This is a genomic window from Bacteroides sp. AR29, assembly GCF_900217715.1.
GTDB classification, from domain to species: Bacteria; Bacteroidota; Bacteroidia; order Bacteroidales; family Bacteroidaceae; genus Bacteroides; species Bacteroides uniformis.
In genome coordinates this window covers 18,095-44,766 of record NZ_OBMS01000027.1, presented here as the reverse complement: position 1 = coordinate 44,766, position 26,672 = coordinate 18,095, and the positions used below count along the sequence as shown (strand labels likewise).

General features: G+C 50.6%; 21 protein-coding genes. 7 read left to right on the top strand and 14 right to left on the bottom strand.

Annotation, left to right across the window (positions count from 1 at the left end; genetic code table 11):
- Positions 1 to 81 precede the first annotated feature (81 nt).
- From CSD97_RS16080 to CSD97_RS16025, 12 genes are all read right to left on the bottom strand, one after another.
- Positions 82 to 1,329, bottom strand: coding sequence for an ABC transporter permease (locus CSD97_RS16080; protein WP_005831148.1), 1,248 nt, complete (start codon positions 1,327 to 1,329; stop codon positions 82 to 84).
- Between the two features lie 36 nt (positions 1,330 to 1,365).
- A complete protein-coding gene (locus tag CSD97_RS16075; protein ID WP_098032707.1) occupies positions 1,366 to 2,598 on the bottom strand; it encodes an ABC transporter permease in 1,233 nt (410 codons plus the stop codon).
- 6 nt (positions 2,599 to 2,604) lie between these two features.
- The gene (locus tag CSD97_RS16070) at positions 2,605 to 3,843 is read right to left on the bottom strand and encodes an FtsX-like permease family protein (RefSeq protein ID WP_005831152.1); all 1,239 of its coding nucleotides are present in this window, start codon (positions 3,841 to 3,843) and stop codon (positions 2,605 to 2,607) included.
- Positions 3,844 to 3,874: 31 nt separating this feature from the next.
- Positions 3,875 to 5,173, bottom strand: a complete 1,299-nt coding sequence (locus CSD97_RS16065; RefSeq protein WP_005831154.1) for an ABC transporter permease — start codon at positions 5,171 to 5,173, stop codon at positions 3,875 to 3,877.
- 52 nt (positions 5,174 to 5,225) lie between these two features.
- Positions 5,226 to 5,849 (bottom strand): DUF2807 domain-containing protein, encoded by a 624-nt coding sequence (locus CSD97_RS16060; RefSeq protein WP_005837414.1) that lies wholly within the window; start codon positions 5,847 to 5,849, stop codon positions 5,226 to 5,228.
- Between the two features lie 41 nt (positions 5,850 to 5,890).
- Positions 5,891 to 7,150, bottom strand: a complete 1,260-nt coding sequence (locus CSD97_RS16055) for an FtsX-like permease family protein (RefSeq protein ID WP_005837558.1) — start codon at positions 7,148 to 7,150, stop codon at positions 5,891 to 5,893.
- A gap of 15 nt (positions 7,151 to 7,165) precedes the next feature.
- A complete protein-coding gene (locus CSD97_RS16050) occupies positions 7,166 to 8,440 on the bottom strand; it encodes an ABC transporter permease (protein ID WP_005831160.1) in 1,275 nt (424 codons plus the stop codon).
- Positions 8,441 to 8,490: 50 nt separating this feature from the next.
- Positions 8,491 to 9,156, bottom strand: coding sequence for an ABC transporter ATP-binding protein (locus CSD97_RS16045; RefSeq protein WP_005837416.1), 666 nt, complete (start codon positions 9,154 to 9,156; stop codon positions 8,491 to 8,493).
- Positions 9,157 to 9,315: 159 nt separating this feature from the next.
- Positions 9,316 to 10,611, bottom strand: a complete 1,296-nt coding sequence (locus CSD97_RS16040; RefSeq protein ID WP_098032719.1) for an FtsX-like permease family protein — start codon at positions 10,609 to 10,611, stop codon at positions 9,316 to 9,318.
- Positions 10,612 to 10,627: 16 nt separating this feature from the next.
- Complete coding sequence (locus CSD97_RS16035; protein WP_005837418.1) at positions 10,628 to 11,947, bottom strand: ABC transporter permease; 1,320 nt, start codon at positions 11,945 to 11,947, stop codon at positions 10,628 to 10,630.
- Complete coding sequence (locus CSD97_RS16030) at positions 11,944 to 13,191, bottom strand: HlyD family efflux transporter periplasmic adaptor subunit (protein WP_005831166.1); 1,248 nt, start codon at positions 13,189 to 13,191, stop codon at positions 11,944 to 11,946. Before CSD97_RS16030 ends, CSD97_RS16035 begins: the two co-directional genes overlap by 4 nt.
- A gap of 143 nt (positions 13,192 to 13,334) precedes the next feature.
- Entirely contained in the window at positions 13,335 to 14,258 is a 924-nt protein-coding gene (locus tag CSD97_RS16025) for a glucosaminidase domain-containing protein (protein WP_008664751.1), read from the bottom strand.
- Positions 14,259 to 14,359: 101 nt separating this feature from the next.
- Between CSD97_RS16025 and cdd the strand changes: the two genes are divergently transcribed.
- From cdd to CSD97_RS15995, 6 genes are all read left to right on the top strand, one after another.
- Positions 14,360 to 14,842, top strand: a complete 483-nt coding sequence (cdd, locus tag CSD97_RS16020; protein ID WP_098032706.1) for a cytidine deaminase — start codon at positions 14,360 to 14,362, stop codon at positions 14,840 to 14,842.
- Between the two features lie 358 nt (positions 14,843 to 15,200).
- Positions 15,201 to 16,835 carry an ABC-F family ATP-binding cassette domain-containing protein gene (locus tag CSD97_RS16015; RefSeq protein ID WP_098032705.1) on the top strand — a complete coding sequence of 545 codons (1,635 nt, stop codon included), beginning with the start codon at positions 15,201 to 15,203 and terminating at the stop codon, positions 16,833 to 16,835.
- A 105-nt stretch (positions 16,836 to 16,940) separates the two neighbouring features.
- Positions 16,941 to 17,480, top strand: coding sequence for a flavodoxin family protein (locus tag CSD97_RS16010; protein ID WP_087333058.1), 540 nt, complete (start codon positions 16,941 to 16,943; stop codon positions 17,478 to 17,480).
- Positions 17,481 to 17,500: 20 nt separating this feature from the next.
- Complete coding sequence (locus CSD97_RS16005) at positions 17,501 to 18,997, top strand: 4Fe-4S binding protein (protein ID WP_098032704.1); 1,497 nt, start codon at positions 17,501 to 17,503, stop codon at positions 18,995 to 18,997.
- 48 nt (positions 18,998 to 19,045) lie between these two features.
- Positions 19,046 to 20,449 (top strand): aldo/keto reductase, encoded by a 1,404-nt coding sequence (locus tag CSD97_RS16000; protein WP_098032703.1) that lies wholly within the window; start codon positions 19,046 to 19,048, stop codon positions 20,447 to 20,449.
- 99 nt (positions 20,450 to 20,548) lie between these two features.
- Positions 20,549 to 22,474: a TonB-dependent receptor gene (locus CSD97_RS15995; RefSeq protein ID WP_098032702.1), complete on the top strand. Its 1,926-nt coding sequence runs from the start codon at positions 20,549 to 20,551 to the stop codon at positions 22,472 to 22,474.
- On the opposite strand, the gene CSD97_RS15990 is transcribed toward CSD97_RS15995, so the two are convergent.
- Both CSD97_RS15990 and CSD97_RS15985 read right to left on the bottom strand, forming a co-directional pair.
- Positions 22,471 to 23,922 (bottom strand): hypothetical protein, encoded by a 1,452-nt coding sequence (locus CSD97_RS15990; RefSeq protein WP_098032718.1) that lies wholly within the window; start codon positions 23,920 to 23,922, stop codon positions 22,471 to 22,473. The genes CSD97_RS15995 and CSD97_RS15990 overlap by 4 nt on opposite strands.
- A gap of 22 nt (positions 23,923 to 23,944) precedes the next feature.
- Entirely contained in the window at positions 23,945 to 25,498 is a 1,554-nt protein-coding gene (locus CSD97_RS15985; protein WP_008664763.1) for an AAA family ATPase, read from the bottom strand.
- A 528-nt stretch (positions 25,499 to 26,026) separates the two neighbouring features.
- Here CSD97_RS15985 and CSD97_RS15980 point away from each other — a divergent pair.
- Entirely contained in the window at positions 26,027 to 26,665 is a 639-nt protein-coding gene (locus tag CSD97_RS15980) for an HU family DNA-binding protein (protein ID WP_098032701.1), read from the top strand.
- The last annotated feature ends 7 nt before the right edge of the window (positions 26,666 to 26,672 follow it).

The following is a 26,672-nucleotide window of genomic DNA, read 5'->3' as shown; positions in this document are numbered from 1 at the left end:
GTATACTCAACGCAAAACTCTTATTCGTCACGCAAATATACAAGTTATATTGAGAATGAGCACAGATTATTCAAAAAAAACTCACTCATCGTGCAATGCTTCGGCAGGCTGTACCTTCATGGCCCGTGAAGCCGGATACCAGATTCCTGCAATCACCATCAATGCCATCAATATCCAGACAATAGAAACGCATATGACAAATCTCCCCCAAGTGGCATCCGTGGCTTCCGTAAAAGTGACATCTGCCATAACCATATTGATACATATCATCAAAGCGGGGATGGAAGCAAGTGCCAACAGCAGCAACCCTTCACCCAGCAATTGCCAGCGTATTCTTCCGCGGCTGCTGCCCATGGCCATGCGCAAAGCAATCTCGCTGCGGCGATGGCGGGTACGGAACCAAAAAGTTCCCATCAGCCCGATGAATACATTGAAAACAAAGAATATCACAATGAGCCTTGCGCTGCGGATATACGGGGTGATTCCTTCGGCAGCATCCCGCTCTATCTTCTGGTCCTTATAGCTCTGTATGTCGAAAAGATAGAATGGAGCGACCTGCAGCTGCGACATCATATCCTGATAAAAACGAGCTGCAAAATTATCCGTATCCGCCTCCGGACGTATCCGTAGGGAGATGAACGGGAGGTACTGGTCCTCATAGAACCAACCGGGGAAAGGAGTCAGGACAAAAGGTCCGTAACGGGCATAGTCATCCGTCTTCTGCAAGGCACAGACTGCAGAGACACGGTAACGGAGACCTCCGCTGTAATAATCCAGAAACTCGCGGCCCACCGCCCCGGCACTTGTCTGAAAAAGACTGTCTGCCAAATCACGGGTCACCACGGCAGGCAGAGGACTGGCAGTGGAATTCCAATCCGAGACATTCCCCTGCAACAGCGGAATGCGCATGACGTCGAAATATTCGGGAGACACATAGCGCACTGTAGTCTCGACAACATGCACGCTGTCCGTCGTATACCCCTGGTAAACACGCCCGCGGGTATAAGTATCGGTACCCAGCCACGTGGCAGCACTTTCCACTGCAGGATATTGCCTGATACGCCGGAGCACTTCCTCCATCGGCTTGAACCAGAAGGTCTGCAGGCTGTCTTCCGACGTGCACGGCACTATCTGTGTGGGATTGCAGGAAATCCTTATCTTATAGACATGCTCCAAATCATACCCCTTAGGCTGCCGTTCTGCATGGGCAAAGCCATAGAGTACATCCACACAATACCACATCAATGTAAATACAATCAACAGCTCGGCAAACAGCCAGCCGTTACTGCGGCGCTGGTTCCATATCTGGTGTAAAATAGAATGTATCATACTCGTTACTGTTTTAATTGGGATTCGTTTATCCGCTCATTCTCCGCCAAGAACCTCGGCTATAGGGCGACGGGTGGCATGCCAGGCAGGAATAAACACAGAAAGCAGGTTGAACAACAGACACACCACCAATACAGCCACGAAAACCGCAGGACGGAGGAAGAGCCAGACGCTTACATCAAAATTCGTTCCGGGAGCACCATCGCCAAGCATCCAGTCCTTACCCAGCCATAGGAATATGCACGAAAAGAGAAAACCGAGCAATGCGCCGGCAAATGCCAAGGCCAGGTTCTCGCGGAGCAACTGCACCATCAAGGTAGAACGGCTGACGCCGTATGCTTTCCTTACCGCAAGCTCAGCCATGCGACGGGACATTTGCGAAGATATAAGTCCGCTGACATTGATGGCGGGTACAATCAGCAATATCAGACCCAGGATTATGCAAGTTACGGCAGGACTCATCGTGTCATTACGGAAGAACTGCCGTTCCGTATAAGTGCTGAGATCGGGAAGTTCCAGTTTATATTCGGTCAGTGTCTCGTTGAAGCGGGCAAGCGACTGTTCTATCTGCTGCTTGAGTTCCTCTCTGCCGACACCGGGCTTGACAAGGGCCACAGCCTCGAAATCTCCCCGTAGCCCTTCACTGCCCAGACCGGAATCCCGGGTGGAATAAGGCATCCACAACTCTCCATAGGCAAATGTGAACAGAGAGCTCACATCTTTGGTGACCCCGACAATGCGCTTAGGGCGAAAGTTAACAAAATAATTCTTGCCAATGGCTGCTTCGGCAGACCCGAAAGCTTCGCGGGCAAGCTGTTCACCTATAACCACGACATCCCGGCAAGCATCGAACTCTTCGGTACTGAAAAGACGGCCCGCCACAAGAGGGATATCGTAGACACGCCAATAGTTCAAATCCACCTGACGAACCGTACGGCGCATTCCCCGCACGGGCGAATCCCCACAGTATCTAAGATAGGTAGGTCCCAGATAGGTGACAAGTTCCGCACCCGGAAGTTCTGCAAAAATAGCGTTGACAGCCCGATAAGACATGCCCGTATTGGAATTGCTGTGGTCGGACTTGCGGTAAGAGTATCCATAAGAAGAATATACCATGCTACTGCGGTGCGACTCGGGAGCCAAGTCAGCCGTCTGGATGTCATACACCATGTAAATGACCATGACAAAGGTGATGCTCACTGCCGTACCGATGACGGAAACAGCACTGAAAAAGGGATTCTGGCGGATAAGAGCTAAAATTTGTTTCATAACTTTCTATTCATCATGTAATGCTTCGGCAGGCTGCACCTTCATCGCCTTGCGGGCGGGAATACCTATACCGATGACAATCATTAGGGTAATCAGCACAAAGCTGATGGCAGCACAGAGCAGCAGGCGGTCCCACTCCAACGTCGTACCGTTCCTCCAGGAATTCAACTCCAGGTGTGCAAGATTATAATCGATGAGCAATGCAACGGGGGTGACAATTGCCAACAACAATATCCCTTCACTAAGCAGCCGGCTGAAGATGGCACGGTCTGTCGCTCCATGCGCTTTGTGCAGTGCTATCTCCGAACGGCGTTGCTGCGTACGGAACCAGAATGTTCCGAGCAAGCCGAGGAAAATGTTCAGCAGCAGGAATCCCATACCCATCACATAGTTACGGATGTCATTGGTCCATGCCTGCTGGTAGTTGCGACGAATATCCTTGAAAGAACGTATCTCCGAAATGAAGATATTGCCTATGCGGAACTGGCTCTCACTGTCTGCCTTCAGCCTCTCAATGAAGTCATTGTCCTGCCCTTCACGGACGCGGACACAAAGTTCGAGACCGATATAGTAGAAACTCTGCTTCACCATCATGGAATATGAGCTTCGCGCCTGGTCATAATCGTGATAGCGTACATTTTGCAGTGCAGCACCCAGCCGGTAGGTCTTCGTAGTATCACCAAAAAGATAGAACCGCTGGCCTACGAGATCTGTCATCCGGCGGTCGTATTTCCGGTAGAGGTTATCCGAAGCCATAAACTCCCCGCGCTCCAACATTTCAGCCAATTGTTCGGGTGTCTCGCCACGCGTGCCCCGATAGCGGAATACACGGGGAAAGTCCGGTGTCACTAACCTGCGGATGGTCCAACCGGGAGAACGCAAAGTGTCATAGCTTACTTCAGCGCCTGAATTGCTTCCGTTGTAAGGATATGAATTCTGCGAAAGGCTGACCGCTTCTATCTCCGGCCGACGACGCAGACGCTCCAACAACTCGGCTATGTCATCGTGGGTCTGCTGAGAGGTATGCCCGGCTATGTAGTCGGGACTTTTGGGTGTCAGTTCCCCCAACTCTATAAGGTAGCAGTGCTCTATATTAAAGCCTCTCGGCTCCAGATAGGTGGCGGCGCGCGTGTAGAGATAGTCTACCACGTACCACATCACTACACTCACTACCAATAACTCCAACACCAACCATAGGTTTGAGAGCCATTCATTCTTTATCTGTGTAAGAAGTTTCTTAGTCATTTTCTTCAATGATTAATGTTTTGTGATGGAGTTATTTATGCAAACGTCCGCCCAATGCATTTACAATCCCTATTCTTGATGCACGCCATGCGGGAATACCGGAACTTAGTAAGTTCAGCACAAAGCAGAACAACAACGCCCAGCCAAAGGTGGAGCCATGCAGCAATATGCTTGCATCCACTGCCGGAGGACTCAGCGTCTGGCTGAATTCCTGCGCAAACAGCAGTGTATTTCCCAAATAAGCGAATGCTACACTCAGCAACAATCCCATCACCCCTGCCAGCAATGTCACCACCAGATTTTCTGCAATGATTTGCCCCATCAGTTCCAGTCTCGTTGAACCGAATGCCCGGCGCACACCAATCTCTGCCACACGCTGGCGCAGACGGCTCTGCGTCATCGAGCTGAGGTTGATGGCAGGAACAATCAGTAGAATGATGAAGATAATGAGACGCTGCCTGCGTGCCTGGTCCACGTCCGGTTCGATGTTGGCAGCCATTCCTGCGGCATTTTTCTCCTGGTCATAAGGACGGTTACGGTAAATCAACGAATAACCATTCTCGCCAATTACAGTGTCGTACTCCTGACGGCGGCGTTCCGTCTCCTCACGAATAGCGGGAAAATCATCACGGCTTTTCGCCAGAATGGTAACGCTCATCATCCCCATATGCTCATCACTCCATGTGCTTTTCGTTATCTCAGTAGAAGTATAGGGCACCCATACCTGCGCATAGGCAGTGTTGGCCAAAGTAGAAACATCCTTCACTACACCGGACACTGTATAAGGAGCATGGTTCAAAAGGAATTCGCGACCAACAGCCTCCGTTGTCTGGAATAACCTGCGCGCTACACTTTCCGTAATTACCGCTACGGGTAGTCCGGCATCGAATGTAGCCTGGTCATAAGGTTTCCCGGCAACAAAAGAGAAATCAAACACACGCCAGAAAGTATCATCTGTCTGCAACAGGTCGATACCCGTTGCAGGTTGTCCCGGCAGATTCACGGGGGTAGAAATGACCATACAGGTATAAATCGTTACTGCTTCGGGGGTCTTCAGCGATTTGAAGCACTCAAGCGCAGTCTTTATCCCCATCGGTCCGTTGGAACTGTTTCCCTCTCCCCAGCTTTTGTTGGTGATGCTCATATAATGCACATGTAGAAAGCGGTCGCGGTTGCTCTCCGGAGCAAACGGAGCTACCTTCACCTGCTGCATCATCACCACCAGCATGATGAGGAAGATGGCAAGTGCCGTACCGGCTATGCTGACGGCACTAATCATCGGTTGCTGCCGCAACTGTGCCCAGGCTTGTGTGAAGTATTGCTTTATCATATTGATATTTACGATTAGACGATTTACTATTTACGATTGGTGTTACCGCTACTCAACGGCCCACCTTCAGGTTACATGTATTCACTCCGCCTATGCCTCCTTTAGAAATGTCAGCATGCCCGGCAGTTCCGCTCAAAGTGACGTCACCCACACCACTCATTCTGGCAGTCAAATAATCGCAGACTACATGAATATCGGCGCTACCTACTCCGCGCAAAGCAACTTTCAGCTCGTCACACGTCAAATCGGATACATTCACTTCACCCACTCCCTTTACCTCAAATGACACCTCATCCAGTTTCAAGGGCTTCTCACAATTGAACTCCCCTACACCGGTAAACTCCACCTTCTTCAAATCAGGAGCCGAAATCCAAATGGTCACGCCATCTTTCTGATTTCTCATGCTCTTGTTTTTCCTATCCTTGAAGCCTATCAGCAGACAGCCGTCCTTCACTGTGGTTTCTGTATTCTTCACGTGCTTCTCCTTACCTTCAATCTTGAAAGAATAAGTGTCACTCTGTGTAAAATAAATTGTTCCCACAGACGTTATCTCAATGGACGAAAAGGCATCCACTTTGCGCACTTCACTCACTTTGGTATCTTGTGCATAAACACTCAGCATACCTACAAATGTCAATATCAATGCAATGATAATACCTACTATATTAGTTTTCATTTTTCTTCTTTTTTATTGTTAATCCTCTATTGTTTTTCATACTACTCTTCATGCAACGCCTCTGCCGGCTCAATCTTCATAGCCTGCCGTGCCGGAAACCATATTCCAATCACTACCATCAGAGCTATCAGTAACCAAGCCCCTAGAGAACCTGCAAGGAAGCGTATCACACTCCACTCTATCGGCCAAGTGGATATGAGAGAGGTACGTCCTATAGTAAATTCCGCCATCCCCACATTGTAGCATACAACCATGGCAGGCAATGTCACTAACGCCAATAACAGTAACCCCTCACCTATCAGTAAACGAAACACACCGCCACGCGTACTGCCCATCGTCATCCGTAGAGCTATCTCCGAACGGCGGCGGCGAGTACGGAACCAGAAGGTGCCTATTAACCCCAAAAATACATTCACCAGCAGGAAGAGCACCACCACAGCCTGACTGTTCACCTTATCCGTATCGCCATTCATCACCTCGAACTGCAACTGTTGTTCAGTATAGGGAGCGGCATCTGCCACAAACGCATTGTCCGTGTCCAGTTTAGGCGCTATTTCGCGCAGAAACTTCTCCCGATAATCCGGTCCGTCGGCAGCAGGCTTCACGCGGAAAACAATCTGCGACCAATTGTCGGCAAACTCTGCCTTAATCATATTCTCTCCCAAATGATAAAAGAACCAAGGTTCCTCAACTCCATAACGATAGGAACGGAAAGCACCGGTCTTCCCCATCTGCTTGATGATTGTAACAGAATCACCATTACCTAACGGCGTAGTCTGCGAAAACTCCGGCATTTTCTTACGAAAACGTTCAAAAGCGGCATTACTCAGTGTCACATTGTTCCATCCTGCGGGAGTGTCCCGGAACGGGTGACGCGGGTCCTCACTTATCCGGAAAACATCCATATATCCTCCAGTCGTATAAATACAGCGTCCTTGCACCCAGGAAGTATCTTGCACAACCAACGCATTGTAACTATTACTGCCACTCATCGGAAGGCTCCAATAACAAAGGGCAGCTGCCTCTACGGAAGGCTCTTGTTCCAATTTCGCCAATATACCCAGATATTTATCGGCATCAGTCAGACTCGTATCCCGACTTTCTCCACCTACAACGGTGGATAATTTATAGACATGTTCAATATTATAACCCAGCGGACGGTAGAAAGTATATTTCATGCATCCCAGTGAGTCACAGAGGAACCACATCACGATGAATACCAAGAACAATTCAGCCAATACCCAGCCGTTACTGCTGAAGCGTGCCTTTATCATACGTAAGTTATGTATCGTAAATTTCATATCAAGTACCTCCTTCTATTTATCATTCAAAGAATCTACAATAGTGCGCCGTGCCGCTATCCATGCAGGCAGTGCCGCACTCAACAGATTGATGACCACACAGAAAACAAATGCCAGCAGGAATACCCACGGACTAAACAGTGCCTCCATGTTCAAGCTGAACTCGCCCGACGTACCCACATTCTGATTATTGGTGAACAGCCACATACGCATGGCATATACTGCCAAATAACTGAAAAGCAGTCCCACTACTCCACCCAGTAATGTCAACATCAGATTTTCGTTCAGTATCTGCCGCACAAGCACACTTTTCGTTCCTCCAAAAGCCTTACGTACACCTAATTCGGTAATACGTTGCTGCATGCGGCTGTTACTCAAGCCACACAGATTGAGTGACGGTACCAACAAAATGATAAATAAAGCTACGGCATATTGAAGATAAAGCATTGTCAAGTCTGGCCCTACATTAGCCCATACGTGGTTGACGTGCGCCACGATATTGTCCGGCTGTTCCATGATGTCTATCTGTTTATTACCCAATCCGGCATTAACACGTTCCACCTGCTTGGCAATGCCCTCCCGGATGGCAGGAAAGTCATCGGATGTACGTGCCAATACAGCAATCTGCATGCCTCCCAAATAACTGTGGACTCCGGTAATTTTCAGTTCGTCGGCACTGTACATACCCCATACTTGTGCATATGCATCCTTAGCAGTGACGGAAACATCTTTCACCACTCCCACGATACGCGCAAGTTCCCGGTTCAGCAGGAATTCCTGTCCCACTACATCTGTACTTCCATACAGTTTCCGCGCTACAGACGCACAGACTACTACAGCCTTGCTTTCTCCAGCACGGTCGGCTTCGCTGAAGCCGCGTCCGGCAAGAAACTGCATGCTGAACACTTTCCAGAAGTCGGGATCTGTCCGCATAGCATCCACTTTCACCCGATTGTTACCGTCAGTCAACGAAGCCAATGACAAACCGGCTGGGGAAAATGCCGTACAGTATTCCACTTCGGGCACCGGCTGCACGCATTCTTTCATAAATGCCGCCGAAGGATTACTCCAATTATTATTGCCGTCCTTTTCCTTGTCGTATACGTGCATAGCGGAAAAGTAAAGACACCGACTGCGGTTCACCTCCGGTTCCAAGTCAGCATATTTCGTCTGCCAAGTAATCACAATAGCCATAATCATGGTGATAGCAAAGGCCGTACCCAATATGGAAATCGTACTTAGCAGCGGATTCTGCTTCAAGATTGTAAAAGCTTGTCTTACGGTTTGCATTTCATTAATTGATAGTTGATAATTAATAGTTGACAGTTGCTAAGCAGTAATTATTCCACCTGACGTCCGTCGAAGAAGCGGACGGTACGTGAGGTCTGTTTGGCCTGCTCTTCATTGTGGGTCACCATCACGATGGTACGTCCGTCTTCCTTGTTCAGTTGATGCAACAGTTCCATGACTTCGGCACCCATCTTGGAGTCCAGGTTACCGGTGGGCTCATCGGCGAGGATTATCTCCGGGTTGCCGATAATGGCACGGGCAATGGCTACACGCTGGCACTGACCGCCGGAAAGCTGTGTAGGCATGTGACGCATGCGGTGGCTCAAACCGACCTTCTTCAACACCTCTTCCGCCAAACGACGGCGTTCTTTGGCAGACACCTTTCTATACAGCAAAGGCAGCTCCACATTATCCAGTACATTCAGCGAGTTAATCAGATGGAAAGACTGAAACACAAAACCCAGCTTCTGGTTACGGAAAGCAGCCAGCTCCTTGTCCTTCATGCCGTCCACTTTCGTACCGGCTATTTCGATGGTACCGCTGGTGGGTGCATCCAATAAACCCATAATGTTCAGCAACGTAGATTTTCCGCAACCGGAAGGTCCCATGATACTGAGAAATTCTCCCTTGTTCACTTCGAGGTTTACATTTTCCAATGCCACGGTTTCAATCTCGTTTGTACGATAAATCTTGTTGATGCTAGTTAACTTAATCATAATGGTAAGTATTTAATTGTTATTATTCTGTTCTGTTTCTATTCCGCACAATTTCTGCTTCAAGAGGTCAAAAGTTATGCCAAAACCGTTTATCATTGATTATCTGCTATTTATACATGCAGTAAGGTGTCCGAAAATGAACACTTTGTCCGTTTTCATCTATTCGTCACGCAGGGCTTCCGTAGGTGGAATGCAGCTGATGTTGCGCGCCGGGATATAGATTCCCACCAACACTACCACCAGCAGTATCAGAAAGATGACGAGCGACACGAGCAAATAATGCAAGGTAAAATCCGATACCCAATAGCTCTCTGTACTCTCCACCCAATTCTGTCCTTTGGCCAGCCCTTCTTTCAGTGCATATTGCAAATAAAGCAGAAAACCAGTCAGTGAAGCGACCACGGTCAATACCGTGCCTTCGCCCATCAGCAGGCGGACAATGTCACTGCGTGTAGCTCCGAACGACAGCATCACTCCCACTTCCTCGCGCCTCGTACGTGTCTGCAACCAGAAGGTACCGATGACACCCAGGCAAAGATTCACCAGGAAGAAAGACGCCATCGCCAAATTACGGCGGTAAATCGGTGTGGAATTGCTGGCTTCGCTCTCCGTTATAATCTGCTCATAGGAACGGACACTACGGGCAAACAGATTACCCCGCCTCATCTCCTTCACCATCCAGGGACGGAAATCGTGCAGAAAACGCTCCATGCTGACACCCTCTTTGAGACGTACCAGGATATGAGCACTTTCAGGGATATAACTTGTATCGATGGTAAGCATCGGCATAAATGCAACGGGGACGGGACGCCACTCGCTATACATCTTCATGGCTCCTATCGTACCGACAACCGGCATGTACAAGGTATCTCCATGGTCTCTGCTTACACAGCGTTTGCCATGCGCGTCTTTGGTATGGAACAACTGTTCGGCAGCATTCTCTGTCAGTACAATGTCATTCGGGGCATAGGCGTAGTCGGACAGCTGTCCGGGTGTCCGCCCCTTACCGGAACGGAAACCATACGTATCGAAAAAGTTCGTATGAGGCAGAAATTGTATCATCATAATAGATAAGGGAATCGTATCCCCTTCGGCAAACAATTGACTATTCGAACTTCCCGAAGAATTGGGATAACAGAATCCCAGCACGGGAGTGGCCGATTCCACACCGTCAAAGTCCTTGACATAACGCACCAAATTATAATAGTTGTCCACCAACGTAGCAGAGTCCTGCGCTTCGGCATCGTATCCCGGTGCCTGGGGCTGCAATGCGCCCAATGAAATGAGGCAAAGCCGCTCCGCATCATAGCCCAACGGGATATTACGATCGTGCGTGACCACAATCACCGGGTCCAATACAACCCAACTGATGATACTCACCAATATCAATTCGGCCAACAACCATCCGTTCTTGCGGCGGCGCGCCCAAAGATTCTTCCATATTAACTTAAACATACCAACCTCCCGTGTCTTATCGTTTTTCATTCAGTGAGTTCACAATCGGTTTCCGCAAGGAATACCACGCCGGTATAAGGGCCGACAACAGATTCAGCACGACGCACAGCGCCAATGCGGCGAGAAAAACCAGCGGAGCAAACAGCATTTCACCCGATACGCGGACCTCCACTCCTTCGGGTACCATATTCGGCCAGCTGTCGAATACCGTAAATATCCACTCGCGTCCCACGTAAAGTGCCAGCCATGCCAGCAGCAAGCCCAATGCTCCGCCCAGTGCGGTCAGCAGCAGGTTTTCCCACATCACTTGTGAAAGCAGTATCTTACGTCCGGCTCCAAACGATTTCCGCACGCCCATCTCTGCCAGACGTCCCTCCATACGGCTCGATATCATGCCGCTCAGATTCAGGGCAGGCACCAACAGCAATACGAGCAGGACAAGCAGAAAGTGGCGCACTGTGGCCCAAAGGTCAAACTCCATACTTGCATAAGTCTTGAAGACACTCAACAGATGGGAGGTGGGCTGCTCCCAGAAATCTACTTTCCATTCATCGGGATGCATAAGATTCTCCTTGCGGCAGATTTCCTTTATCTCAGCCCGCAGAGCATCTCCCTGCTTACTGTCCTGCACCAGAAAGGTAGCACTGAAAGCTCCCAGATAGGGAAGGTCGTACTTGGGAGTGCTGTAATCGGGCGACACCGTATAAGGTATATAAAGCTGTGCATAGGATTTAGAGGTGAGGTAACTGGCACTGCGCACCACCCCACAAACCCGATAGTCGATATAGTTCAGGCTGAACGAGCGTCCTACTACCTCTTCCGTCGTACCGAACAAGCGGCGTGCCAAATCATCGGTAATGACAGCAGTGGAAATGCCACTTGCCAGGTCGGATGCCGTGAATGGACTACCTTCCAGGAATTGGAAAGAATATATCTTGAAAAAAGCAGGGTCTGTCAACTTTACCATAACCGGAAAATCACCGCTGCGGTCGGCAGGCTGTATATAACTGTTTTCCGACAAATCATTATGCAGCTCGGCCGAAACGACAAGGGCATTCTCTACGGGATAGAACCAGTCTTGCAGTGCCTTGTAGGAAACAGCCCATTGCATGGTCCTGGTATTGTTGCCGCTTCCCTGCGTGAATTTTGAATTGCTGAGGTAAAGCGTATTCATGCGGTTTGCCTCCGGATAGACGGGCGCAATCTTCACATAATACACCACCGCCATAATCATTGTCATGGCAATGGCCAGCCCCGTACCCACAATGTAGAGCATGCTGAACAGTTTATTCTGCTTCAACAGCTCCCAGGCTTGTTTCAAGTAAACCTTTATCATTTTAGCTTCAACTTATTCTTGTTCTTATAGTTACTCATATCGCTCACCACTACTTCATCACCCGGTTGCAAACCACTGACCACTTCTACAAACTCAAAGTTGGAATCGCCCAGCTGCACCTTGCGCTTTACAATTTCCTTGTCGGAATTGCGTACAAAAAGTTCATACTCCCCACGTCCCACATAATAGCTGGCATTGGCTATGCGCATCACGTCTTCCTTCACTGCATTCATCACATAGACGTCGGTTTTCAGACCGGAACGCAGTCGGCGGTTGTTGTCCTCATTCAACTGCACGGTAAAGGAGATGACGCCATTCTTTGAAAGCGGAGTAACACTGCTTACGGAACCTTCCAGCTTTTCGCTGCCAATCTTCACAATGGCCTTGCCGCCGGCAGCCACACGGTCACCGTAAGTATCGGCAATCTCGCCTTCCACCTTGAAGTGACTCAAGTCGGAGATGACGGCAATCTGTGAGCCTTCGGGAACCTGGGCACCAATCTGATTGTTGATATAAGTAAGGATGGCCTTCCGGGGCGAACGCACCTGCGCATCGTCGAGCGTACGTTTGGTTTCGGCCAGTGTCTTCTGGAACATGCTGAAATCCAGTTCCTGCACTTGGTATTCTGCAGCCAGCACTTCCTTCTCGTTGGCATACTGCTGCTGTAATTGCTCGTATTCCAGTTGTGCTACATTGTAGCTCAGTTCGGCTTGGCGCACTTTGTCGGTGGTGCCCGAACCGAGGCTATCAAGGTACTGCTCGTTACGCAGTTCCACCTTCATGCGGTCCAGCTTCATGGCGGAGACTTTGATTTTCATCTGAAGGTCGGTCAGCTTGGTCTGGTTGTCAAGTTTCAGCTGTTTCAGCTTGTAGCTGCGCATCTGCTCTTCATCCAGCATCTTTTTGTAGTCGGTTTCGGCACTCTGTAAGTCCAGTTTCAGGATAGGGGTACCGACATCCACACTATCACCACCTTTTCTGTACACTTCCAAAATGCGGGTATTAATAGGCGAATTTATAATTTCCTCGAATGCAGGAACCACTTTTCCGGAGGCACTGACACTGACTTCAATCGTACCCTTGCCTACTTTGGAGAATACAAGGTCTTTCTCCTTCACTCCCGTACGCATCAATGAAATGAGTACACTGACCACTACGATACCTGCCACGCCGATAGCACCGTAGCGGATGATTTTCTTATTGCGTTCTTTATTACGCACTTCTTTCGGAATTTCTCTATCCATATCTTTAAATTTTATTGTTTGCGAACATAACGCTTAATATATACTAAATCCATGCCAAAATCATAAACCACTGAAAGTAAGCGAAAAGGCAAAAAAGAAGGGTGTCCGTTTTCGGACACCCTGTACATTTTCGGATAGCTTCTTTATCTTAATCTCAAGCGGTCTCCCACCTCGGGCACGTATTCCGCATCCTTACGATTCATCTTATAAAGGTTCTTCAGACGAATACCGTACTTTTGGGAAATGGAGTGCATGGAATCGCCGTCCTTCACAATGTAGACAGTATGGGGTTTGGCAGCTTTCTTGCGCTTTTCTTTCAAGTAGATGATGTCTCCCACCTCCAGTGTATATTCTTTATGGAGGTCGTTGTATTTCACCAGTTTCTTCCAGCTGATGTCAAACTCCTTGCCCAATACCTGGAAGGTGTCTCCGTCGCGTGCCACGACATAAGCTATATCGTTGGCAATGTACACCTGATGCGGATTGGCCAGCCAAGGTTTCTTTTTCAGTTCCTTCTCCCAACTGCGGACATCGTGTTTGCTCATGCCACGGCTGTCGTACTTATACAGTTCATAGTCCTCAATAATGGTTATCAGGCGGTTGGCATACGACGGGTCGGTAGCATAGCCGGCCTTCTTCAAGCCGCGCGCCCAACCCTTATAGTCCGTAATCTTCAGTTTGAAAAGAAAAGCATAACGTGCTCCCCGTTTCAGGAAATCGGAATGGTCTTCATAAGAGTCTTTCGGATTGCGATAAGCGCGGAAACATTCATTGCGGGCATCGTCATCATGCCTCACCGTCCGTCCGCGCCAGTTGCCTCCACACTTGATGCCGAAGTGGTTGTTGCTCTTACGCGCCAGCTCGCTGTATCCGGCACCACTCTCCAACAGCCCTTGGGCCAGCGTGATGCTGGCAGGTATCTTATGACGTTGCATCTGCTCCACGGCAAGGGGAGCATACTGTTTGATATACTCATTGTAGCGGGCATTCCGGCGTTGTGCCTGCACTGTTGTAATGGAAATAAAAAGAAATGCTATGATAGCAGTCAGTCTGAAAATCCGTTTCATGCTTAAAATGTTGAGTTCTGCACAAAAGTCCGTAAAAGAATTGAAATAACCAATCTCTTTTCTATCTTTGTAACATTAATTACAATATAACCCTTTGCCTTATGAAAGAATTAAATATCGAAATCGCCGTCAAGATATACGACTATGAAGAACTGGATGCCGCCGACCGCGAACTGATGGATGCCGCCCGCGAGGCTACCAACCGCAGCTATGCCCCTTACTCCCACTTCTCGGTAGGAGCTGCAGCCAGACTGGCAAACGGTATTGTAGTGACCGGCACCAACCAGGAAAACGCCGCCTATCCTTCCGGGCTGTGTGCAGAACGCACCACCCTATTCTATGCCAACTCCCAACATCCCGACCAGGCAGTAACCACCCTCGCCATTGCCGCACGCAACGAGCACAACGAATTCCTGGAGTCTCCCATCCCGCCCTGCGGCGCCTGCCGGCAAGTGATGCTCGAAACGGAGAAGCGCTTCAAGCAGCCAATGCGGGTGTTGCTGTATGGCAAAAAGGGAATCTACGAGCTGAAGAATGTGGGAGAATTACTGCCACTCTCGTTCGATGCTTCGGCCATGAAGTAACAGAACCAATAAAGTATTAACATCGTGTCTGCAGGAAGTTAATTTCTTGCAAACACGATATTAACTTCTTGCCGACACGATATTAATATCGCAAAAAGCCTTTGTTATTCAGTGGAAATTATTACCTTTGCGCCCACTAACCAATTAATTCCACCGATGAGAATATCCGACTAAAGACAACACATTTCGGTAAACATCACTATCAACATGCTTTTTCAGACTGAACGCTGAGCATCACCTATATAGATGTTTAGCCAATACTGTGTTTGTCTGTACCCCTCCCCTTCGAGAATTTCAATTTCGGGGAATGCTTGCATCCCCCCTATCATTCTTACTTCTAAAAACACAGTAGAAACTTATGAGCTTTATCATTAAAGACCTTAGCTATATCCATGCAGATAAGGAAATCTTGTTTTCACACCTCCACTTGAGTATCAACTCCGGAGATAAAATAGCCCTGACCGGAAATAACGGTTGCGGCAAGTCTACCCTCATGCGTATTTTGGCAGGAGACTTGTCTCCAAGTTCGGGAACGGTGCTACGCCCCGAACATCTGTACTACGTCCCCCAGCACTTCGGGCAATACGACCGACAGACAGTAGCACAAGCTTTGGGAATCAGCCGGAAGCTGTCTGCCCTTCATGCCATCCTAAGCGGTGACGCTGCCGAAAAGCACTTCAATACGCTCGACGATGACTGGAACGTGGAAGAACACGCCCTGGCTTCTCTCGACAATTGGGGACTGGACGGTATCCCACTCTCCCGTCCGATGGAAAGACTTAGCGGCGGCGAAAAAACCCGCATCTTCCTGGCGGGCATGGAGTTGCACAACCCGACAGCCATCCTGCTGGACGAACCGACCAACCATCTGGACGCGGATGGACGGAAACGTCTGTATAACTTGATACGACGGACGTCGGCTACCGTGCTCGTCATCAGTCACGACCGCACGCTACTGAATCAGTTGCCTGCCATCTGCGAACTCTCCTCCCAGGGATTGACGTATTACAGCGGAAACTACGACTTCTACAAAGAACAGAAGGCCCTGCAACAGAAAGCCCTTACCCAACAACTGGAAGAGAAGCAGAAAGCCCTGCGCCTTGCACGCAAAGTGGCACGCGAAGTAGAAGAACGGAAGGCCAAACAGAATGTGCGGGGAGAAAAAAACTCCATTAAAAAGGGGATTCCCCGCATCATGATGGGAGCACTGAAAAACAATGCGGAAAACAGCAGCAGCAGACTCAGCAGCATTCATACGGAGAAAACGGAAAAATTACAGGCAGAAATGTCAGGTATCAAAAGTTCACTGCCACAGACAGACAAACTGAAAACAGACTTCAATGCCTCTCATCTGCATGTGGGGAAGGTTCTGGTCAAGGCAAAGGACGTCAACTTTCATTATCCCAGCCTCGCGGCTTCTCCTATGGAGACAACCCGTCCGGAGGCAGTAAAGGAGCTCTGGTCTTCCTCCCTCACCTTCCAGTTGAGAAGCGGCGACCGCCTCAGCCTGAAAGGAAAAAACGGCAGTGGAAAAACAACCCTGCTGAAACTCATCATGGGCGAACTGCACCCCACCGGCGGAGTGATGGAGCGTGCCGACTTCACCTCCGTCTATCTGGACCAGGAATACTCCCTCGTCCGTAATGAGCGCAGCGTACTCCAACAAGCAGAAGCCTTCAACCACCGCCACCTGCCGGAACATGAAATGAAAACCATCCTCAACCGTTATCTCTTTCCCCACGACGTGTGGAACAAGCCGTGCAGCAAACTGAGTGGCGGCGAAAAGATGCGTCTTTCCTTCTGCTGCCTGATGATTGCCGACAACACCCCGGACATGTTCATTTTGGACGAACCCACCAACAATCTGGACATCGAGAGCATAGAAATAATAACGGCAACGATACGCGACTACGCCGGCACCGTAATTGCCATCAGCCACGACCGGGAGTTTCTGAAAGACACCGGCATCGAACGGGAGATACTTTTGGAATGAATCAGTAATTTAGGTAACAACAACCGTAATTTGTATACTGCCATTCTCATAAAACCTGCCTATTTTTGCAGCACGTAATCATTTACTAACTAACGAACAACGAATATGAGCAAAAAAGTATTAATCCTCTCCTCCAGTCCCCGCAGGAATGGAAACTCCGACCTCTTGTGCAACGAATTCATGCGCGGTGCCGCAGAAGCCGGACATCAAGTAGAAAAGATTTTCCTGAAAGACAAGCACATCAACTACTGCACGGGATGCAGCGTATGCAGCATGTACGGCAAACCCTGCCCGCAAAAGGACGATGCCGCCGAAGTGGTGGAAAAGATGATTGCCGCCGACGTCATCGTCATGGCAACTCCCGTATACTTCTACACCATGAGCGCGCAGATGAAGACACTGATTGACCGTTGTTGTGCACGCTACCTTGAAATAAAGAACAAGGAGTTCTACTTCATCATCGCCGCCGCCGAAGAAAGTGTCCCCATGATGGAACGTACCATTGATGGTTTCCGTGGCTTCCTCGACTGCCTGGAAGAGCCCAAAGAATGCGGCACCATTTATGGCGTGGGTGCCTGGAAGGTAGGCGAGATAAACGACAAGCCTTCCATGCACGAAGCCTACGAGATGGGGAAAAAAGTATAAAGAACGAATACTAAACATTTATGCTACGTACCATCAGACTGACCCTTGCCGTCATCTTCTTTGCATTCATCACGCTGTTGTTCCTCGACTTCACGGGAACACTGCATGCCTGGTTCGGATGGATGGCGAAAATACAATTCCTGCCGGCCGTGCTGGCACTGAACATCGGTGTAGTACTGTTTCTTGCAGTGCTGACCTTGGTATTCGGACGCATCTACTGCTCCGTCATCTGCCCGTTAGGAGTATTCCAGGATATTGTTTCCTGGCTCTCCGCCAAACGGAAGAAGAACCGTTTCCACTATTCGCCTGTACTGAAATGGCTACGCTACGGTGTGCTGGGAGTATTCGTACTTGCCATTATCGGCGGACTGAACTCTTTTGTCGTGCTACTGGCCCCTTACAGCTCATACGGGCGCATCGTTTCCAGCCTTTTCTCCCCGCTCTACCAATGGGCAAACAACGGACTGGCCTACCTGGCCGAACGTGCTGACAGCTATGCCTTCTATGAAACGGATGTATGGATGAAGAGTCTCCCTATCCTGCTGATTGCCACGGTCACTCTGGTCGTCCTCATCGTGCTGGCATGGCGAGGCGGACGTACCTATTGTAACACCATCTGTCCGGTAGGTACAGTGCTTGGCTTCCTCTCGAAGTATTCCTTGCTGAAACCGGTAATTGACACAAAGAAGTGCAACAGTTGCGGACTTTGTGCCCGTAACTGCAAGGCATCGTGCATCAACATCAAGGCACACGAAATAGATTACAGCCGTTGCGTGGCATGTATGGACTGTATCAACAAGTGCAGGAAAGGTGCCATCACTTACACACGCCGCAAGCCGGCCTCCGCTGCAGTCTCTCAGGAAACCTCCGTGGCACCGGAGCAGGTAAACGACGCCCGCCGCGCATTTCTCTCTACAACCGCCGTGTTTGCTGCTACGGCAGCCCTCAAGGCACAAGAGAAGAAAGTGGACGGTGGACTGGCTGTCATCGAGGACAAAAAAATCCCCGAGCGCGCCACTCCCATCACTCCTCCGGGCTCACTGAGCGCCCGCCACTTTGCACAACACTGCACAGCCTGCCAGCTCTGCGTATCGGTATGCCCCAACCAAGTGCTCCGTCCTTCTTCGGACTTGACAAAACTGATGCAGCCGGAAATGTCTTACGAACGCGGTTACTGCCGCCCCGAATGCGCCAAGTGTGCGGAGGTGTGTCCTACCGATGCCATCCATCTGACAAGCCTCGCCGAGAAATCGGCCGTCCAAATCGGTCATGCCGTATGGATTAAGGAGAATTGCATCTGCATCACAGACAAGATGGAATGCGGGAACTGTGCCCGCCATTGTCCGGCCGGTGCCATACAGATGGTTCCTTCAGACCCGGAAGACGAAGCCTCCATCAAGATACCGGTAGTCAACGCCGAACGCTGTATCGGATGCGGAGCATGCGAGAACCTTTGTCCGTCGCGTCCGTTCAGTGCCATTTATGTGGAAGGCCATGTGATGCACAGAACTGTCTGAAGCAGCTTTATCATCCAAATATCCATTTATAATTTCAGTCCTATCACAATGAAAGAAGACAATAAGAACAAGATAAACCGCCGCGATTTCTTCAAACTCGCCGGTGCAGGAACGCTTGCCTCGGCAGCAGCCCTGTACGGCTGTTCGGGCAACAAGAACAACGGGGAGAGCGAATCGGCCGCGCTGGGCGAGATACCAACCGACAAGATGACCTACCGTACCAATCCCAACACGGGCGACCGGGTTTCTCTACTGGGATACGGATGCATGCGATGGCCCACCCGGAAACGCGCCGACGGGAATGGAGACGAAATAGACCAGGAAGCCGTGAACGACCTAATAGACTATGCCATTGCCCACGGAGTGAACTATTTCGACACCTCCCCCGCCTATGTGCAAGGTCTGTCGGAGCGCGCCACGGGCATTGCCTTGAAACGCCACCCACGGGAGAAATTCTTCCTTGCCACAAAGCTGTCCAACTTCAGTCCCAGCACGCACAGCCGCGAAGAGTCCCTTGCCATGTATCACCGCTCCTTCCGCGACCTGCAAGTGGACTACATCGACTACCTCTTGCTGCACGGCATCGGCATGGGCGGCATGGAAGCCCTCCGCTCCCGCTATCTGGACAATGGCATGCTGGACTTCCTGCTGAAAGAGCGCGAAGCCGGACGCATCCGCAACCTCGGATTCTCCTATCATGGAGACATCGAAGTCTTTGACTACCTGCTCTCCCGCCACGACGAACTGAAATGGGACTTCGTACAAATCCAACTGAACTACGTGGACTGGCGGCATGCCAAAGAAGTGAATACCCGCAACACGGATGCCGAATACCTATATGCCGAGCTGGTGAAGCGCAACATTCCCGCCGTTATCATGGAGCCGTTGCTGGGCGGACGCCTATCCCGCCTGAACGACCACTTGATGGCACGTCTGAAACAACGCCGTCCGCAGGAGAGCGTGGCTTCCTGGGCCTTCCGATTCGCAGGTACTTTCCCCGATGTGCTGACCGTACTAAGCGGAATGACGTACATGGAGCATCTGCAAGACAACCTGCGTACCTTCTCCCCGCTTGTTCCATGTACGGAAGAGGAGTTTACCTTACTGGAAGATACCGCCCAGCGAATGCTGCAATACCCCACCGTGCCGTGCAACGACTGCAAATACTGTATGCCGTGTCCCTATGGGCTGGATATTCCAGCCATCCTGCTGCACTACAACCGCTGCATCAACGAGGGCAACGTGCCGCAGAGCAGCCAGGACGAGAATTACCGCGAGGCACGCCGTGCCTTCCTGATAGGCTATGACCGCAGTGTTCCCCGCCTGCGCCAAGCCAACCGTTGCACTGGTTGCGGCCAATGTAACCCGCACTGTCCGCAAGGCATCGACATCCCGGCAAAACTGCAGGAGATAGACCGGTTTGTGGAAGCGCTGAAGCAGGAAACCCTTTAACGGACTTATCTTTAACCCCGGTTGTCCATTTTAAGGATTACCAATCATATACAGATTCTTCTTGTTGTATAACTTTGCAAAAAGAACCATAGATAAACGATGAATAAAAAGATTTTAACCGCAATTTTAATAAGTATCGCCCTTCCGGGTAGTATGCTGTCCGCACCTGCCGACAGCCTCCGGCTAAAAAGTTACAAGCTTGATGAAGTCGTGGTGACCGGGACAAGAAATGAAACAGACATCCGCCACCTGCCAATGACCATCTCCGTAGTGGGCCGCCGGCAACTGGAACAGACCTACCAGCCCTCCATCCTGCCTGCACTGACCGAGCAGGTGCCCGGACTTTTCACCACAAGCCGCGGCATCATGGGCTACGGCGTATCCACGGGAGCCGCAGGAGGCATGAGCCTGCGCGGTATAGGCGCCGGAGTAAACGCAGCCGGAGGACCTACGACCAGCCTGCTGGTGCTGATAGACGGACATCCGCAATACATGGGCCTGATGGGGCATCCCATCGCCGACGCCTACCAGAGCATGATGGCCGAACGGGTGGAAGTGCTGCGCGGTCCCGCCTCCGTCCTCTATGGGTCCAATGCAATGGGCGGGGTTATCAACATCGTCACCCGCAAGATGCAGGAGGACGGGGTGAAAACCAATGCGCAGATAGGATACGGTTCCTACAATACCCTGCAGACGGAAGTCTCCAACCGCGTGAGGAAAGGGCGTTTCAGCAGCGTGGTGACCGGCTCGTACAACCGTACCGACGGACACCGTGACGACATGGAATTTGAGCAGTATGGCGGCTATGCCAAACTGGGATACGACTTCAGCGACACCTGGAAGCTGTGGGGCGACGTGAACATCACCCGCTTCAACGCCTCCAATCCCGGCGAAGCCGACAATCCGTATATAGACAACGACTCGCGCATCACACGCGGCATGACCTCCTTCGCACTGGAAAATCGTTACGACCGCACTTCCGGCGCCGTGAGCTTCTTCTATAACTGGGGCCGGCACTGGATTAACGACGGCTACCACCCCGGAGAAGAGCCCCAGAAGTCGCACTTCAACTCCAAGGACCGGATGCTGGGCATATCGTGGTATCAAAGCGCCACGCTCTTCACCGGCAACCGCCTGACCGTAGGTTTCGATTACCAGCACTTCGGCGGAGAGTCCTGGAACAAGGTTGTCGCCATCGACGAGGCAAAACCCGGACAGCAGATTGGCGACCATATCCCCGGTGTGGACAAGCAGATGGATGAATTTGCAGGCTATGTGGATTTCAAGCAGGACATCAACAGTTGGCTTTCACTGGACGCCGGTGTCCGCATAGACCACCATTCGCACGTAGGCACGGAATGGATTCCCCAAGGGGGACTGGCTTTCCATCTGCCCCGGCAGGCGGAACTGAAAGCAATGGTGAGCAAAGGATTCCGTAACCCCACCATCCGGGAGATGTACATGTTCCCTCCACAGAACCCCGATTTGAAAGCGGAGAGCCTAATGAACTATGAACTCTCCTTTACGGGGCAGCTTTTGGGAGGGGCCATGTCCTATGGGGTGAACCTCTACTACATCAACGGGGACAACATCATCATGACAGACCCTGCCCTGCGCAAGAACGTCAACTCCGGCGAGATAGAGAACTGGGGTGTGGAAACCAACCTCGGATACCGCATCAACCGCCACTGGCAGATGAATGCCAATTATAGCTGGCTGCACATGGAGAATCCGGTACTGGCGGCTCCCGAGCACAAACTCTATGCCGGTGCGGACTTTACGCAAGGACGTTGGGGCCTATCTACCGGTATACAATACGTGAAGGGTCTCCATACCTCGGTCACCCCGGGTAAGGAGAAGCAGGAAAGCTTCGTACTCTGGAACCTGCGTGCCAACTACCGTCTGTGCAGTTTTGCCGACGTCTTTGTCAAGGGCGAAAACCTGCTGGCGCAACGCTATGAAATCAATGCAGGCTTCCCCATGCCGAAAGCCACGGTGATGGGAGGCGTAAATATCAACTTTTAATACTGTTGCGAAGGAGTATATTCTACTCGATAGATATGGTCGAAGAATGGTGCCCACTCATTGTCCGTGATGCCAATCTGCAGACCGTAGAAGTGTGTACCGGCTTCCCGACAACGGCGAATCTCCTCCATAAAGGCAGGTGAAGAATGAGGAATCTTGAAGTCGCTGACCCAAAGCACATCGGCATTCATATACTCCTTGCCTTCTTTGAGCAGGCGGAACGTGGCTTCCAGCATGCGGGTGGCATCTGTATCCCCGCAAGCTGTCTTTGAGAAAAATTCGAGCAGCCTTGCCCGCTCTTTCCTTACATCAATCGGATGAATGGAGACGGAAAAGGCTATCAGAAAGCAGTTCCGCCGTTGACGGTCGGCTATCTCCAGGAGCTTTATCAGCAGGGAGTGGGCAATCTTCTCCGGCTTGCCAGCCATGCTTCCCGAGGTGTCCAGACAGACAATCATCGGACCTTTGGGACGGGCAGGCTTGGTTTCGATGCGCCGGGCAGGCTGCATGATTTCCGATTTATAACGGAAGGTCTGGAGCTTGCGAGTAAGGTATTTGTAGACGAACAAATCTTCCAGTTCACTGTCAGCGGAATGGGCAAGCTCAATGGGAAGCAGGGTATTGAGGTCGTTGCCGGTACTGATGCCCAGGATGTCACATTTGGAGGAGTGCTCCATTTTGTAGACGTTTCCCTCGGCAACGCGGATTTGCTCACGTCCTTCGTCGTCTGCCATACGCCCCATCTTGCGGGCCACTTTCACTATCTCGGGGCAAGAGCGCTGGATGCGCACGATTTTCCGTATACGCTCAAAGTCGACAGTATTCCACAAGCCGCTCATCATGCCCCAGGTCTGGAAGAATTCGTCCTTATCCACACGGTTCTGGCGGATGTACTCGGGGATGTCTTTCAGATTGGAACGGAGCCTGCGCTCGAGGGCATCTTTGCGGAAAGCAATCTCTTTCTCCTTTTCTTCGTGCATCTTCAGTTGGAAGGCGTCTTCCCAGTCGTCCACCATTTTCTCCCAAACTTCATCGTCCGCATATCCTCCTTCTGTGCCGAAGTGGCTGCGGTAGAAGCGGGAGTCGAAGCCGTATTCCCGGTATTTGTCGGAAATCTGCTGGAGCAAGGCTTGCCAGCCATCTTTCCGTTTTGCCATGGACCATTCCAGCACGAGCTTCATCTCATTCCGTTCCGACTGGCTTTTCCGGAGGTTGTACCTCTCCTTCTCCAAGTTCAATTGGATGAACTGAATCATGGTGTCGTAAAAGATACGTGCACAGACCTCATCGCCCAGCACCTGCACCTTGACCATGGAGTCGTTCATCACAGAGAGTAGATAGGCATACAAGGGCTCGGTATCCGTCTCTGCGCACTCTCCGGTGGCAACGAAACGGTCCAGTGCCTGCACATAGAAGGCGGTGTCATATCGGGTGACGGTGGTGTTCATCTTCTTCTTGGTTACTGGAGGATTATTCGTCTCCATATCTCAGTTTGCGCATGTCCACACGCGCCCAGGCTATTTCCTTGCGGACGATGGAGACGTATTGAGCTACGCTCTTTTTGTCTTCTTCGGAGACGAAAAGGTTGTCGGACAAATCTCTTACCAGGCGGTCTATGCTGGTGGCGGCGGCGTCCAGTTCCGTCTCGTAGTCACGGTCGGTGACGGAGAGGTTTCCCAGCCAGAGTTGTTGCTCCTCACCTCGTTGCAGACGCCGCATGGGGAAGCGCACACCGTTGATGTAGAGATGCTTGTCGTCGCGGTAGAGGGTGACGCGTTCGGTGCCTTCCTCTTTCACGGCGCCGGTGTCGGCAAAGGCGCGGATGATGGTACGCTTGGGATTGATGGGGTCGGCATACATTACGCCCAAGGTGGGGGCATCTTTGGCGCTGTACTCCTTCAGATTTTTGTAGTCCACGATAAAGATGTAGGTGTTGCCCGTACCATGTTTCTCCACCTGGTAGTAGAAGTGTTCCGTTATCAGCAGGTCATCGTCCCTACGGTCGCCGGCAAGGCGGGCTTTGTCGAGGGCTTCGCGCACACGGCTGACTTTCAAATCGGATTTCAGCGAGGAGGCGATACCGGCAATCTGTTTTGTGTGGGACACGAATAAGGCACGGATAACGATGTCACGGATGGCAACGCTCTCATCAGGCTCACTCCATAGGCAGTGGTAGACGGGAAGCAGGTCGGTCATGGAGACTTCCGTGCGGCCGTGGACGAAGGCGGAGGTCTTGAGCAGCTTCACGATGTTCTTCCAGCGGCGGTCGCTGACGTAGACATTGCGGCGCAGGTCGGAGTCTTGCATCTCTACGCTTGTCAGTCCGTGGCGAATGGCTGTGATGCAGGAAAGAACATCGAGAGGCAAGGTTACGCGGCGTATCTCTGCTTGCCATTCGGCATACTCGCGGTCGGAGATTTGCCATTCGCAGGCAGTCGTTTCCGGATGGTCGGCAGAATCGTCCAGCAGCATTTTGTAGAAAGACTCTTCCTGCTTGACGCAGGTGCAGAGAATGCGGATGAGGAAGCGGTCCCATAGGGCTTCCAGTCCCTCGCCTTGGGCAGGCAGTTCGTTGCTGGCGGCTACGAGCAGTTTGAGGGGGAGATGCAGTTCCTTGTCGCCGTTGCGGAAAAGTTTCTCGTTGATGACGGTCAGCAGAGTGTTCTGTATGGCAGGGCCTGCTTTCCATATTTCGTCCAGAAACACGACATCGGCTGTGGGCAGATAGCCGTCGATGGCACGTTCATACTTGTCGGATTCTTTCAGTCGGCTAATGCTGACAGGACCGAAAATCTCGTCGGGCGTAGAGAAGCGGGACATCAGGTATTCAAAGGCACGGGCATCTGTAAAAGCCGACTTTAGCCGCCTGGCTACCATTGACTTGGCTACTCCCGGAGGTCCCAGGAGCAGAATGCTCTCGCCTGCCAGAGCTGCCAGCAGGGAGAGGTTTATTTCAGTTTCTTTTTCGTATACTCCCCGGTTCATTTCGGAAAGGAGGAGACGAATGCGTTGGGTTATTTCCACAATATGATTTATTTATAGTCAGTACTCATGTATAAAGAAAAGTGTGTAAAGATACAAAATAGTAGGGAAATCAGAGAGAGTCTTATTAAGATTCACTATCTTTGGAAAACAAATACACACAGACACGCACACACGTTGTGATTTGCTTTCATTTCCTATATCTATTACCATTTCTACCTGGAGACAAATTGTCCCCAGGTAAGTGACCAGTCCTTCATCGGGTCAGTCCCTATTATTGGGGATTTAACAATCCCCCCTCTTTTGCCGAAAACTAAAACTTTCCTCCCCAAACACTACTCTTCGTATCACAATATTTTATACCTTTGTTCACTAAGAAATAATCGTCCCATACCCATTTCTGTTTCGTCCGACAGCTGTCGGACGATAATTAAACAACTGTTGGACGATAATGCAACAGTTGTCGGACGATTAGTTTTTAGGAAGAAGAAAATTAATCCGCTTAGCGACAAAAATAATTCCCCGAAGCGACGAGAACTGTTTATCGCTATAAACAAAAATAAATATCTTATGAGCGCGTATTACGACCTTTACGAAACGCCTTCGCCCGACGGGAAAGAAGACAAGAAATCACTCCATGCACGTATCTGCCCGAAAAGGACTTATACCCAAAAGGAGTTTGTGGAACATATCGCAACTTTCCAACATCTGCCCAAGAATGTGATAGGGGCAGCATTGGATGCCTGCATTGACGAGTTGTGCGACCTCCTTGCCAACGGAAACATCGTGGAGCTGGGAGAACTCGGATTCTTCAGCACTTCACTGAAATGCTTGCGCGAGACCGACGACGAGAAAAAGAAAATCCGCTCTGAATCCGTCCAATTCCAAAACGTGCACCTGCGTATCAGCAGCACGTTCCGCAACAACATCAAGAAGAAAATGACGTTGGAACGTGTACACTCCACTACCAAGAAATCGAAAAAGGCAGTAGAAACCACCGAAGAAACAAGAAAAACCGAACTGGAACTGTTCCTCAAGCAGAATGTATGCATCAACAAAAACGAATACATCCAATTGAGCGGACTGACCAGACATGCCGCCATAGACGAGCTGAACAAATTCATCCTGCAAGGGTTCCTGCGCCGCCGTGGGATGGGAAGGTCAACGGTCTATGTGCGACAAGAAAAAGACACAGCAAACGAAATTTAGGGGGGCA

What these genes read in the sequence shown, in the direction of transcription:
- CSD97_RS16080 (WP_005831148.1), bottom strand. Translation starts at nt 1,329, where the DNA reads ATGATACATTCTATTTTACACCAGATATGGAACCAGCGCCGCAGTAAC.
- CSD97_RS16075 (WP_098032707.1), bottom strand. Translation starts at nt 2,598, where the DNA reads ATGAAACAAATTTTAGCTCTTATCCGCCAGAATCCCTTTTTCAGTGCT.
- CSD97_RS16070 (WP_005831152.1), bottom strand. Translation starts at nt 3,843, where the DNA reads ATGACTAAGAAACTTCTTACACAGATAAAGAATGAATGGCTCTCAAAC.
- CSD97_RS16065 (WP_005831154.1), bottom strand. Translation starts at nt 5,173, where the DNA reads ATGATAAAGCAATACTTCACACAAGCCTGGGCACAGTTGCGGCAGCAA.
- CSD97_RS16060 (WP_005837414.1), bottom strand. Translation starts at nt 5,849, where the DNA reads ATGAAAACTAATATAGTAGGTATTATCATTGCATTGATATTGACATTT.
- CSD97_RS16055 (WP_005837558.1), bottom strand. Translation starts at nt 7,150, where the DNA reads ATGAAATTTACGATACATAACTTACGTATGATAAAGGCACGCTTCAGC.
- CSD97_RS16050 (WP_005831160.1), bottom strand. Translation starts at nt 8,440, where the DNA reads ATGCAAACCGTAAGACAAGCTTTTACAATCTTGAAGCAGAATCCGCTG.
- CSD97_RS16045 (WP_005837416.1), bottom strand. Translation starts at nt 9,156, where the DNA reads ATGATTAAGTTAACTAGCATCAACAAGATTTATCGTACAAACGAGATT.
- CSD97_RS16040 (WP_098032719.1), bottom strand. Translation starts at nt 10,611, where the DNA reads ATGTTTAAGTTAATATGGAAGAATCTTTGGGCGCGCCGCCGCAAGAAC.
- CSD97_RS16035 (WP_005837418.1), bottom strand. Translation starts at nt 11,947, where the DNA reads ATGATAAAGGTTTACTTGAAACAAGCCTGGGAGCTGTTGAAGCAGAAT.
- CSD97_RS16030 (WP_005831166.1), bottom strand. Translation starts at nt 13,191, where the DNA reads ATGGATAGAGAAATTCCGAAAGAAGTGCGTAATAAAGAACGCAATAAG.
- CSD97_RS16025 (WP_008664751.1), bottom strand. Translation starts at nt 14,258, where the DNA reads ATGAAACGGATTTTCAGACTGACTGCTATCATAGCATTTCTTTTTATT.
- cdd (WP_098032706.1), top strand. Translation starts at nt 14,360, where the DNA reads ATGAAAGAATTAAATATCGAAATCGCCGTCAAGATATACGACTATGAA.
- CSD97_RS16015 (WP_098032705.1), top strand. Translation starts at nt 15,201, where the DNA reads ATGAGCTTTATCATTAAAGACCTTAGCTATATCCATGCAGATAAGGAA.
- CSD97_RS16010 (WP_087333058.1), top strand. Translation starts at nt 16,941, where the DNA reads ATGAGCAAAAAAGTATTAATCCTCTCCTCCAGTCCCCGCAGGAATGGA.
- CSD97_RS16005 (WP_098032704.1), top strand. Translation starts at nt 17,501, where the DNA reads ATGCTACGTACCATCAGACTGACCCTTGCCGTCATCTTCTTTGCATTC.
- CSD97_RS16000 (WP_098032703.1), top strand. Translation starts at nt 19,046, where the DNA reads ATGAAAGAAGACAATAAGAACAAGATAAACCGCCGCGATTTCTTCAAA.
- CSD97_RS15995 (WP_098032702.1), top strand. Translation starts at nt 20,549, where the DNA reads ATGAATAAAAAGATTTTAACCGCAATTTTAATAAGTATCGCCCTTCCG.
- CSD97_RS15990 (WP_098032718.1), bottom strand. Translation starts at nt 23,922, where the DNA reads ATGAACACCACCGTCACCCGATATGACACCGCCTTCTATGTGCAGGCA.
- CSD97_RS15980 (WP_098032701.1), top strand. Translation starts at nt 26,027, where the DNA reads ATGAGCGCGTATTACGACCTTTACGAAACGCCTTCGCCCGACGGGAAA.